This window comes from Streptomyces sp. NPDC005408 (assembly GCF_040606445.1).
Lineage (GTDB): Bacteria > Actinomycetota > Actinomycetes > Streptomycetales > Streptomycetaceae > Streptomyces.
The window spans coordinates 87,288-99,259 of the sequence record NZ_JBEXEX010000027.1; the positions used below are offsets into that span (position 1 = coordinate 87,288).

The following is an 11,972-nucleotide window of genomic DNA, read 5'->3' on the forward strand; positions in this document are numbered from 1 at the left end:
CACCAGTCGGCGGACCGGACGGCCCGGGCGCGTCGGCAGGGTTCCCGGCGCCTGCGGGCGAGTTGGGTGCGTCGGACGGCCGGGGCCCGCGCTGCGGGGCGGCTGCCCATGCCGGCGGGGCCGAGGTGTCGGCCGGCGGCCCGGGCGCGCCTGACGGGGCGGCCTCCGACGGCCCCGGTGCCCCCCGCGGGGCTGTCCCCACGCAGGCCGGGGCTGCCACGGCCCACCCGCCGGCGGGGGTGGCCAACAGGCCGAAGGCCACCCGGCGTTCACGGGGGCGGCGCGGGGGCTGGGCTCCGTGGGTCTACCTCGCGCCCGCGCTCGTCGTGCTCGGCGGGCTGCTCGTCTATCCCATCTACCAGCTCGGCCTGATCTCCTTCCTGGAGTACACCCAGGCCCAGGTCAGCGGCGGCGAGCCAACCACCTTCCAGGGGCTCGGCAACTACCGGACCCTCTTCGCCGACAGTCAGTTCTGGCAGGTCCTGCTCGCCACCCTCGCCTTCGCCGCGGCCTGCGTCCTCGCCACCCTGACCGTCGGCTGCGCCCTCGCCGTTCTGCTCACGCGCGTACGGGCCGTCCCCCGCCTCGCCCTGATGCTCGCCGCCCTCGGCGCCTGGGCCACCCCCGCCATCACCGGCTCCACGGTCTGGGTGTTCCTCTTCGACCCGGATTACGGACCGGTCAACCGGCTACTCGGCCTCGGCGACTTCTCCTGGACGTACGGGCGATACAGCGCCTTCGCGCTCGTCCTCCTCGAAGTCGTCTGGTGCTCGTTCCCCTTCGTGATGGTCACCGTCTACGCGGGCATCAAGGCAATTCCCTCCGAAGTCCTGGAGGCCGCCTCTCTCGACGGCGCCTCGCAGTGGCGGATCTGGCGCTCTGTCACGGCCCCGATGCTGCGCCCCATTCTCGTGGTGGTCACCATCCAGTCGATCATCTGGGACTTCAAGGTCTTCACGCAGATTTACGTGATGACGAACGGCGGAGGCATCGCAGGACAGAATCTCGTGCTCAATGTGTACGCCTATCAGAAGGCCTTCGCCTCGTCCCAGTACAGCCTGGGCTCTGCCATCGGCGTCGTGATGCTGCTGATTCTGCTTGCCGTCACCCTCGTATATCTGCGACTGCTGCGACGCCAGGGAGAAGAGCTGTGAGCCTGCCCCGCATCTACCGCCCCTGGCGCCTGGCCGCCGAGGCATCGGCGCTCGTCATCGCTGTCGTCGTCGCCTTCCCGCTGTACTGGATGGTGCTCTCCGCGCTCAAACCGGCGGGCGAGATCCAGTCGACCGAGGCGCGCCCCTGGACGCTTTCCCCCTCGCTCGACTCCTTCCACCGCGTCTTCGAACAGCAGGAATTCGGCCGGTATTTCCTCAACAGTTTGTTTGTCGCAGGCGTGGTCGTCGTCGCCTCCGCACTGATCGCCTTCCTGGCGGCGACGGCGGTCACCCGGTTCCGTTTCCGGTTCCGCACGACCCTGCTGATCATGTTTCTCGTCGCGCAGATGGTGCCGATCGAGGCGCTGACGATCCCGCTGTTCTTCCTGATGCGGGACTTCGGTCAGCTGAACACCCTCGGCTCGCTGATCCTGCCGCACATCGCCTTCTCGTTGCCGTTCGCGATCTGGATGCTGCGGGGCTTCGTCAAGGCCGTCCCGGAGGCGCTCGAGGAGGCGGCGTACATCGACGGCGCGAGCCGGACCCGGTTTATGTGGCAGATCCTCTTTCCGTTGGTCTTCCCCGGGCTTGTGGCGACGAGCGTGTTCTCGTTCATCTCGACATGGAACGACTTCCTGTTCGCCAAGTCCTTCATCATCAGCGACACCTCGCAGTCGACGCTGCCGATGGCGCTGCTGGTCTTCTTCAAACCGGACGAGAACGACTGGGGCGGAATCATGGCGGCGTCTACCGTGATGACCGTGCCGGTGCTCGTCTTCTTCGTACTCGTACAGCGACGCCTGGTCTCCGGCCTGGGCGGCGCGGTGAAGGACTGACCGATGGATCTCATTCCGGCCCCTTCGAGCATCGATGGCCCGTCCCGCTGCGGGTTCCTGCCGGACCGCGGCACCACGCTGTACGCGGGTCCCGGCACCGAGACCACCGAGCGCTGGCTGCGCTCCACGCTCGGCGCGGCGCTCGGCCTGCCGCTGGCGCCGGGCGAGGAGCGTGCCCAGAACTCGGTCACCCTCGTCGTCGACGACAGCCTGGAGCCCGAGGCGTACCGGCTGGACGTCGTCCAGAGCTGGGGCGTCGAGATCCGCGGCGGCAGCGGCGCGGGCGTCTTCTGGGGCGCCCAGACGCTGCGTCAGCTGCTCGGCCCGGCAGCCTTCCGCAGCGCACCGGTCGCCCCGGAGACGGCGTACGGCATCGCCCACCAGACCATCGAGGACAGCCCCCGCTTCGCCTGGCGCGGCCTCATGCTCGACGTCTCACGGCACTTCATGCCCAAGGACGACGTCCTGCGCTATCTCGATCTCCTCGCCGCCCACAAGCTCAACGTCTTCCACGTCCACCTCACCGACGACCAGGGCTGGCGCATCGAGATCAAGCGCCACCCGAAGCTCACCGAGGTCGGAGCCTGGCGCGCACGCACCAAATACGGCCATCGCGCATCGGAGCTCTGGGACGAGCGGCCGCACGGCGGTTACTACACCCAGGACGACATCCGCGAGATCGTGGCGTACGCCGCCGAGCGGCATATCACCGTCGTCCCCGAGATCGACATCCCCGGCCACTCGCAGGCCGCCATCGCCGCGTACCCGGAACTCGGCAACACCGACGTCATCGATACGACCTCCCTCTCCGTGTGGGACACCTGGGGCGTCAATCCGAACGTACTCGCCCCCACTGACAACACCCTGCGCTTCTACGAGGGCGTCTTCGAGGAGCTGCTCGGCCTCTTCCCCTCGGCCTTCGTCCACATCGGCGGCGACGAGTGCCCCAAGGACCAGTGGAAGGCGTCCCCGGCCGCCCAGGCACGCATCAAGGAGCTCGGGCTGAAGGACGAGGACGAGCTCCAGTCCTGGTTCATCCGGCACTTCGACACCTGGCTCGCCGAGCGCGGCCGCCGCCTCATCGGCTGGGACGAGATCCTGGAGGGCGGCCTCGCCCCCGGCGCCGCCGTCTCCTCCTGGCGTGGATACGCCGGCGGTATCGCCGCCGCCGAGGCAGGACACGACGTCGTCATGTGCCCCGAGCAGCAGGTGTACTTGGACCACCGCCAGCACGGCGGCCCGGACGAGCCGATGCCCATCGGATACGTACGCACCCTTGAGGACGTCTACCGTTTCGAGCCCGTGCCCCCTGTCCTGTCGCCGGAGGCAGCCGCGCACATCCTCGGTACGCAGGCCAATGTCTGGACCGAGGTGATGCAGGACCGTTCCCGTGTCGACTACCAGGTCTTCCCGAGGCTCGCCGCCTTCGCCGAGGTCGCCTGGTCCACCCTCCCCGCTCCCGCCGAACGTGACTTCGCGGATTTCGAACGGCGAATGACCGCCCACTACAAGCGCCTTGACGCGCTCGGCGTCGACTACCGGCCGCCCGGGGGCCCGTTGCCGTGGCAGAAGCGGCCCGCCCCCAAAGGAATGAAAGGCAGCATCGGACGCCCGATCGAGGGTGCGCCCCCAAACGTGTGAGCCCGGCCGGAAGTCGCATCCCCCGCGCCCACTGCCCTGGGACGGTTGAACCGTGTAAGGAATAAGTCGCACATCGGTCGCCGAGTGGCAATCCGCATGTGGCGCCGACGGTGTTCTAATTCGGACCAACGTCGCGAGCCGGTACATCCAGGACGGATGTGCCCTTCGCGGACCCTCTCGTCGGTCGGCTCGGAAGATGTGCCAGAGTTGCCACGTCCGGGCTGTGAGCACGTACGGTACGGCAACACAGGCGGGACAGCCGGGACACCGGGAAGGGGCAGCTGGGTGACCACGCACGCACCGCAGGCGGGGCAGTCGGTGACGCTGCCGGCTTCGCTCGACGAGGCCGTGGCGGCGCTCACCGCCATGCCCGCCGCCGTGCCTGTCGCGGGCGGCACGGACCTCATGGCCGCCGTCAACAAAGGGCAGCTCCGCCCGGCCGGTCTCGTCGGCCTCGGCCGCATCAGCGAGATCCGCGGCTGGCGCTACCAGGACGGACACGCGCTGCTCGGCGCCGGACTGACCCACGCCCGGATGGGGCGTCCCGACTTCGCTGCCCTCATTCCCGCACTGGCCGCGTCCGCGCGCGCTGCGGGCCCGCCCCAGATCCGTAACGCGGGCACGCTGGGCGGCAATATCGCCACCTCGGCCCCGACCGGTGACACGCTGCCCGTGCTGGCCGCCCTGGAGGCGGACCTGGTGATCGCGGGCCCCGGCGGCACACGCCGCGAGATTCCCGTGTCCCACCTGCTGGCGGGCCGCGAGATGCTCGCCCCCGCCGAGCTGATCGGCTTCGTACGCGTACCGCTGCTGCATGCACCGCAGGTCTTCGTCAAGGCCACGGGCCGCACCGGACCGGGCCGTGCAGGCGCGTCCGTCGCGGTCGTCCTCGACCCGGCGCGGCGCGGGGTGCGCTGCGCGGTGGGCGCGATCGCGCCGATGCCGCTGCGGCCGCTGGAGGCCGAGCGGTGGATCGCGTCGCTCATCGACTGGGACGGCGAGAGGGGCCTCGCGAGCGAGGCCCTGGCGGCCTTCGGCGAGTACGTCGCGGCTGCATGCATTCCGGATCCCGCGCCGGCCGCGCAGGGCGAGGAACAGCCCGTACTGCCGCCCGCCGTACTGCATCTGCGGCGCACGGTCGCCGCGCTGGCCCGACGTGCACTGGGGAGGGCGCTGTCGTGAGCAATGAGGAGAATCCGCAGGAACTGCGACACGAACAGTCGCACGAGTTCCCTCGCGAGCTCCCGCCGGAGCAGGGCGGCTGGCAGCCGATTCCGCACGGCGGTGAGTACGACGCCGAGGCCACGGCCTTCCTGCAGCTGCCGCCCGAAGGCCTGCTGGACGCCGCGCCGCTCGAAGCGCCGGGGCACGGCTACGTACCTCCGCTGATCACGCCGTTGCCGCCCGCCGCCGCGGCCGATCCGGGAGCGACGGGCAGCTGGGCCGTGCACCAGCCGACGGGCGAGCCGACGACGGTGCAGTGGCCGGAGCCCGAGTCCCCGTCCCCTTCCCCTCCCACCGGGCATGTCGACCGGCAGGCCACGGGTCAGTGGACCTTCACCGAGGCCGAACCCGCGCCCGTTCCGGCGGCCTCCGAGCTGACCGGCCAGTGGACGATCCCGGTGGCGGACGGCGATCTGCCGGAGGAGTCCGGCGAGTTCACGACATCCGCGCTGCGGTCCCAGTGGGGCACCGCGCCCGCCACCCTGCCGGGCGGAGCCCCCGCCCCGTGGGCGCCGTCTCCCGACGCCCCGGCGACGCTGCCGGGCGGTGCGACCGCGCCCTGGGCGACGGCCGCTGAGCCCGCCGCGGCGGACGAGGGGCCCGGGCCCGCGCAGACCCCCGACAAGCCCGCAGGGGCGACGCCGGAGGCCCCGGAGCCGGAGCCGGAGCAGGAGACCGCGGCCCCCAGTTCCTCCACCGGCAGTGACGAACACCCGCCCACCTCCTACGTGCTGCGCGTCAACGGCACGGACCGCCCCGTCACCGACGCATGGATCGGCGAGTCCCTGCTCTACGTGCTGCGCGAGCGCCTCGGCCTCGCAGGCGCCAAGGACGGCTGCTCGCAAGGCGAGTGCGGTGCCTGCAACGTCCAGGTCGACGGCCGTCTGGTCGCCTCCTGTCTGGTCCCGGCCGCGACCGCCGCGGGCTCCGAGGTCCGCACCGTCGAGGGCCTCGCCGCCGACGGTGAGCCCTCCGACGTCCAGCGCGCCCTGGCGGGCTGCGGCGCGGTCCAATGTGGCTTCTGTATCCCGGGTATGGCCATGACCGTCCACGACCTCCTGGAGGGCAACCATGCCCCCACGGAGCTCGAGACCCGTCAGGCCCTCTGCGGCAACCTCTGCCGCTGCTCCGGCTACCGGGGCGTCCTCGACGCCGTACGCGAAGTGGTCGCCGAGCGCGCCGCGAGCGCCGCGGCCGCCGCCGAGGCGAGTGAGGAAGCCCGCATCCCGCACCAGGCGCCCCCCGGTGCAGGTAGTGTGCAGCCCCACCCGCACGACGGAGGCATGGCGTGAGCAACGACGCGGCCACCACTGCGACGCCCCGGACGGTCGACTCCGGCCAGCCCGAGCCGCCCGCCCACGGACTCGGCGCGTCGCTCCCACCGGCCGACGCCCGCGCCAAGACCGAGGGCACGTTCCCGTACGCCGCCGACCTGTGGGCCGAGGGCCTGTTGTGGGCGGCGATCCTGCGCTCCCCGCACCCCCACGCGCGTATCGGCTCGATCGACACGTCCGCGGCCCTGGAGATGCCCGGCGTACGAGCCGTGGTGACACACAAGGACATCCCGGGCGATTCGTCCTATGGCAGGCGTATCGCCGACCGTCCTGTCTTCGCCTCCGACATCGTCCGCCACCACGGCGAGGCAATCGCGGCCGTCGCTGCGGACCACCCCGACACGGCACGCCTCGCGGCCGCGGCGATCGCAGTCGAGTACGAAGTACTCGACCCGGTCACCGACCCCGAGAAGGCCTTCGCCGCCGAACCCCTGCACCCCGACGGCAATCTCATCCGCCACATCCCGCTGCGCTACGGCGACCCGGACGCGACGGGCGAAGTGATCGTCGAGGGCCTCTACCGCATCGGCCGCCAGGACCCGGCTCCCATCGGAGCCGAGGCCGGGCTGGCCGTCCCGCGCCCCGACGGCGGCGTCGAGCTGTACGCCGCGTCGACCGACCCCCACACGGACCGCGACCTTGCGGCCGCGTGCTTCGGCCTGGAGCCGGACCGGGTGAAGGTCGTGGTCACCGGAGTCCCTGGAGCGACGGGCGACCGCGAGGACCCCGGCTTCCAACTTCCGCTGGGCCTGCTGGCGTTGAAGACCGGCTGCCCGGTCAAACTGACGGCGACCCGCGAGGAGTCCTTCCTCGGCCACGCCCACCGCCACCCGACCCTGCTGCGCTACCGCCACCACGCGGACGCCGAGGGCCACCTGGTCAAGGTCGAGGCCCAACTCCTCCTCGACGCGGGCGCGTACGCCGACGCCTCGTCCGAGTCCCTCGCCGCCGCGGTCGCCTTCGCCTGCGGCCCGTACGTCGTCCCGCACGCCTTCATCGAGGGCTGGGCGGTCCGTACGAACAACCCTCCCTCCGGCCATGTGCGCGGCGAGGGAGCGATGCAGGTGTGCGCGGCGTACGAGGCCCAGATGGACAAGCTTGCGGGCAAGCTCGGCATCGACCCCGTGGACCTGCGCCTGCGCAACGCGCTGGCGACGGGGGACATCCTCCCCACGGGCCAGACGGTCACCTGCCCCGCGCCCGTCGCCGAACTCCTGCAGGCCGTACGGGACTTCCCCCTCCCCACCCTCCCCAAGGACACCCCGGAAGAGGCCTGGCTCCTTCCCGGCGGCCCGGAGGGCGCGGGCGAGCCGGGCGCGATCCGCCGCGGCGTCGGCTACGCGCTGGGCATGGTCCACATGCTCGGTGCGGAGGGCACCGACGAGGTCTCCACGGCGACGGTCAAGGTCCACGACGGTGTCGCCACGGTGATCTGCGCTGCCGTCGAGACCGGCCAGGGCTTCTCCACCCTGGCCCGCCAGATCGTCCAGGAGACGCTCGGCCTCGAAGAGGTCCACGTCGCCTCGGTCGACACGGACCAGCCCCCGGCGGGCCCGGCGGCCCACGGCCGCCACACCTGGGTCTCGGGCGGCGCGGTGGAGCGCGCAGCGAAGATGGTCCGCACCCAGCTCCTGCAGCCCCTGGCCCACAAGTTCGGCATGTCCACGGAGCTGCTCCAGATCACCGACGGCAAGATCACGTCGTACGACGGTGTCCTGTCGACGACGGTCACCGAGGCGATGGACGGCAAGGAACTCTGGGCAACGGCCCAGTGCCGCCCCCACCCGACCGAGCCCCTCGACGACTCGGGCCAGGGCGACGCCTTCGTGGGCATGGCCTTCTGCGCCGTCCGCGCGGTGGTCGACGTCGACATCGAACTCGGCTCGATCCGCGTGGTGGAAATGGCGGTCGCCCAGGACGTGGGCCGCATCCTCAACCCGGCCCAACTGGCAACCCGCATCGAAGCGGGCATCACTCAGGGCGTCGGCGCGGCCCTGACGGAAAACCTCCGCACGCCCCGCGGCCTGGTCCGCCACCCGGACCTGACGGGCTATGCACTCCCGACATCCTTGGACGCCCCGGACATTCGCATCGTGAAACTCGTCGAGGAGCGCGATGTGGTGGCCCCCTTCGGCGCAAAGCCGGCAAGCGCGATCCCGGTGGTCACATCGCCTGCGGCGGTGGCTTCGGCGGTGCGGGCGGCAACGGGACGACCGATCAACAGACTGCCGATCAGGCCTCAGGCGGCGGTGGCTGCTCCCCACGCGTAACCGCGTGGGCGCTGCTCGGGCAGCGCCCCCTCAGCCTCCCGACACGGCCGTGACGCTCTCCGCCTGAAGCAGGAAGAGCTGCTTGCCGTTCGACGTCAGTTTCAGCGACTTGACGGTGCGCTGAGCGTGGCTCCAGGCGGGCTTGCCCGTCGCCTTGTGGAGTGCCACGGCGTCGAACGACTTGGGGTCCTTGCCCGTCACCTCGCAGACATAGTCGCCCAGGATCTGAGGGGCGTAGTAGGAGATGTTGGGAGCCTTCAGTTCCTTTGCCCAGACCTTCGCGCCGTCGCTCAGGCGACGGCAGTGGAGTATCGAGCCGTCGATCGCGTAGAGGTGCTTGCCGTCGATCGTGGCCGAGCCCCACCAGAACAGACCTGATGCTGACGTGGAAGGGACGGACCACACGTCCTTGCCGTCCTTGAGCCCGACCATCTTCAGTGACTTGCCGCCGAGCACGACCGTGTCGCCATGGATCGCCGGTACCGCGGAAACGTCACCCACGGCGTTTCGGTCCCAGACCTTGTTGCCCGAACCGGCATCGAGTGCGGTGACCTTGCCGCTGTCCGAGTAGAGGACCACGCGGCTCTTCGAAGCTGTGGCATAGCCGGATTCGAATGACGAGGCGACGGTCCACAGAACCCTTCGGGTGGTCGTATCCACCGCCCGGATCTTCTTGTCCCGGGTCACGAAGAAGAAGGCCGACTCGTTCACCGCGAGGAGTACGGCGGCGCCGACGTCCGCGGTCCACTGCTCCTTGCCGGTGGACGGACTGAGGGCGTACACCTTCCCGCCGGCGTCCGCGGCCAGGAGCAGGCCATTGGGGAGTACGGGGAATTCGGACGACGGGGTGATGTTCACAGCCTCCCACTTCTTCTTGCCGTCGGTCGCGCCGTATGCGACGAGACCGCCGTCCTTCGCTCCGAAGACCAGAACGTCACCGACGGTCCGTGCGGGTGGGCTCCAGGGGTCCGCGGCCGGAAGGGGACCCCACATCCGAGTTCCGGCGGGTCTGCCCGTGCCACCCTTCGACGAGGATGAGGTCCGTCCCGGTTTGCCGTCCGATTCGTCGCCGCTCAGCAGCCAGGCGGCGGTGCCTCCTCCTGCCACCAGCACCGCTGCTCCGGTGGCGAGCCCGGTCAGGAACCGGCGGCGATCCGGGGATGGTGTCACCGCCGTGCCCGGGAGGGTGGCCAACTGGCGTGCCCCGGTTTCCCGTTGCTGGATGTCAGTGGCCAAAGGCCCCTGCTGCCAGATCCGTTCGGCCCGCCGCGGCGGTGCGAAGGCCGTACGGATCTGCTCCGGGGCCGGCCGGAAGGCGGGGTCCTTCGTCATGCAGGGGCCGATGAGCGGGCGCAACTGGTCCGGCACCTGGCTCAGGTCCGGCTCCCCGTGCACCACTTCGTACTGCACGGCGGCCACATGAGGACCGTCGTACGCCCGTCGGCCGCTCGCTGCGTACGCCAGTACGGCGCCGAGGGAGAAGACATCCGCCGCGGGCCCGACGCGGTGACCCAGTACCTGCTCGGGAGCGCCGTAGCCCGGGGTCACCGGCACCTGGCCGGTGGTTGTGAGCGTGAGGCCGTGCTCCGGCCGGGCGATGCCGAAGTCGATGACGCGAGGACCTTGAGAGGTCAGCACGATGTTCGCCGGCTTGAGGTCGCGGTGGATGAGGCCGGCGGCGTGGATGCTCTGCAGCGCCTGGGCGAGTGATGCGGCGAGCGCGCGTACTGCTTGGTCGGAAAGCGGCCCGTACGAAGCGACAGCCTGATCCAGAGTGGGCCCGGCGAGGAACTCCGACGCGATCCAGGGGCGGCCGCCTTCGGTCTGGGCGGCGAGGACACGAGCGACTCCCCGGCCGGTGACGGCACGCGCGGCTTCGGCCTCGCGAAGGAAACGCTGCACCAGGTTCTGGTCATGGGCGAGTTGGGGAAGCAGAACCTTGATGGCCGCGGCTCTGCCTTCGTTGTCGTGCCCGAAGTAGACCTTGCCCATGCCACCGGCGCCGAGCACCCCTACGAGGCGGTAGGGGCCGAGTCGGAGCGGATCGCCGGGACCGAGCGGGTTCATTCACGTGTCCTTATGCTTCTTGGCCGGTCAGTAGGTGATGTCGAAGCGGATGGCCCGGACCTGCTTGCCGTCCGCCAGGATCAGGCGTTTGGAGCCCTCGTGGAGGCAGAGGCTCGGCGCGCCGGGCTTGAAGGACCAGGTTCCTGTCTGCTTGCGGATCTCGGAGGCATGTCCGCCGGTCTCGCCCACGAAGAACATGTAGTCATTGCCGACGGCAGGTGGAACCTGGATGTCGGGATCCTCGATCGACTTCGTTCCCCAGCGGAAATGTCCGTCAGCTGCGGACAGGACAACAACACCCATGCGCTTCTCGGCCGCGTACACCATCCCCTTTTTCAGGACCGGCGTGCCGTACGAGCCTGCGGCGCGGCCCTCGCCGAACGTCCAGCCAACCTTGCCGTCGGTGAGCCGGAGCGCCTGGACCAGGTCGCCGCCGACGTACACATGGCTGTCGTCCGCGGCGAGTACGCCGGGCCTGAGTGGAGTGCCGTCGGCGTCCGCCTTGGCCACGGTCGCCTCCCACACCGGTGAACCTGTTGTCGCGTTCCTGGCGCTGACCTGGAGGGCTTTGGCGTCCTTGGCCGTTCGGCAGAGGACCAGGCGGCCCCCGACCAGGGCGGACAGCATGAAGTCGGCCGGGCTGTTCATGTCGTACGAGGGAATGGGGAAGCTCCACAGCTGCTTCCCCGTTCCGAGGGCGACGGCCATGACACACCAGCTGCCGGACTTCACCTGGGCCGAATCAGCCGGTGTGCCCTTCCGTGCGATCAGGTAGACCGCGGTGCCGGAGACCTGCAGCAGTGCCGCCTCCTGTAGAGGCTTGTCCCACTTGGCGAACGAGGCGGCGGGTGTGGTTCGGCCGCTGGCGGAGTCGACGGTGTGGAGCGCCAGTTGGTGCCCGTGAGACCCCCCGGGCAGCAGCGCGTAGATCTTTTTCCCATCGAACCGAACATGCCGGGGGTGCTTCACGGTGTCCGTGAGCCAGCGCCGCTCCCCGCTCACGGCAGTGAGACCGATCAGCCCGTCGTCGGTCATCATCGCGACGATCTCATTGACCGCCATCGGTGCGAGCAGGAGCGGACTTGTCTTGATGTTCTTGCGCCAGATCTGACGCTTGTCGGCGGGTTCCGCCGGCGAAGGAGCTGCCGATGTCGCGTTCCCGGTGGACACAGGGCCCGCCTGGGCACCCGTGGAGGCGGCGCCGCCACGGGGGCTCTTGAGCCATGACCACGCGCCCGCGCCCGCCGCTGCTGCCGCGAGTGCCGAGCCGCTCGAGATCGCCAGCATCTTGCGACGAGTCATGCCGGACGGGGCGGTGGAAGCGACGGTCGGGGCGAGGGCGAGGGCATGGTCCGCGGGTGCCGGCCGGCGGTACGGCTGGTGCTGCCACACCTCGGTGGCCCGGCGGGTGATTTCCCCCAGGAGGGTGTCCGGGAGGTGGTCGGC

8 protein-coding genes are annotated in these 11,972 nt (G+C 70.5%); 6 read left to right on the forward strand and 2 right to left on the reverse strand.

Features of this window, described 5'->3' with window-relative positions; genetic code table 11:
• The first annotated feature begins 239 nt into the window (after window positions 1-239).
• The 6 genes from ABZS64_RS24095 (at window position 240) to ABZS64_RS24120 (ending at window position 8,459) form a co-directional block, all read left to right on the forward strand.
• Window positions 240-1,154, forward strand: a complete 915-nt coding sequence (locus ABZS64_RS24095; protein ID WP_355833238.1) for a sugar ABC transporter permease — start codon at window positions 240-242, stop codon at window positions 1,152-1,154.
• On the forward strand, window positions 1,115-1,990 hold the full coding sequence (locus ABZS64_RS24100) for a carbohydrate ABC transporter permease (protein WP_355833241.1): 876 nt from the start codon (window positions 1,115-1,117) through the stop codon (window positions 1,988-1,990). The genes ABZS64_RS24095 and ABZS64_RS24100 overlap by 40 nt, the downstream gene beginning before the upstream one ends.
• A gap of 3 nt (window positions 1,991-1,993) precedes the next feature.
• Window positions 1,994-3,631: a beta-N-acetylhexosaminidase gene (locus ABZS64_RS24105; RefSeq protein ID WP_355833213.1), complete on the forward strand. Its 1,638-nt coding sequence runs from the start codon at window positions 1,994-1,996 to the stop codon at window positions 3,629-3,631.
• Window positions 3,632-3,916: 285 nt separating this feature from the next.
• Window positions 3,917-4,813, forward strand: a complete 897-nt coding sequence (locus ABZS64_RS24110) for an FAD binding domain-containing protein (protein ID WP_355833218.1) — start codon at window positions 3,917-3,919, stop codon at window positions 4,811-4,813.
• Window positions 4,814-4,836: 23 nt separating this feature from the next.
• The gene (locus tag ABZS64_RS24115; RefSeq protein WP_355833244.1) at window positions 4,837-6,147 is read left to right on the forward strand and encodes a (2Fe-2S)-binding protein; all 1,311 of its coding nucleotides are present in this window, start codon (window positions 4,837-4,839) and stop codon (window positions 6,145-6,147) included.
• The gene (locus ABZS64_RS24120) at window positions 6,144-8,459 is read left to right on the forward strand and encodes a xanthine dehydrogenase family protein molybdopterin-binding subunit (protein ID WP_355833221.1); all 2,316 of its coding nucleotides are present in this window, start codon (window positions 6,144-6,146) and stop codon (window positions 8,457-8,459) included. Before ABZS64_RS24115 ends, ABZS64_RS24120 begins: the two co-directional genes overlap by 4 nt.
• 30 nt (window positions 8,460-8,489) lie before the next feature.
• On the opposite strand, the gene ABZS64_RS24125 is transcribed toward ABZS64_RS24120, so the two are convergent.
• Window positions 8,490-10,526 (reverse strand): serine/threonine-protein kinase, encoded by a 2,037-nt coding sequence (locus ABZS64_RS24125; RefSeq protein WP_355833224.1) that lies wholly within the window; start codon window positions 10,524-10,526, stop codon window positions 8,490-8,492.
• 27 nt (window positions 10,527-10,553) lie between these two features.
• Window positions 10,554-11,972, reverse strand: a 1,419-nt coding sequence (locus ABZS64_RS24130) for a PQQ-binding-like beta-propeller repeat protein (protein ID WP_355833227.1), incomplete at its 5' end; no start/stop codon positions are given.

Bases quoted from the DNA above. Each gene is read 5' to 3' on its own strand.
- ABZS64_RS24125 (WP_355833224.1), bottom strand. From the start codon at position 10,526: ATGAACCCGCTCGGTCCCGGCGATCCGCTCCGACTCGGCCCCTACCGC.
- ABZS64_RS24105 (WP_355833213.1), top strand. From the start codon at position 1,994: ATGGATCTCATTCCGGCCCCTTCGAGCATCGATGGCCCGTCCCGCTGC.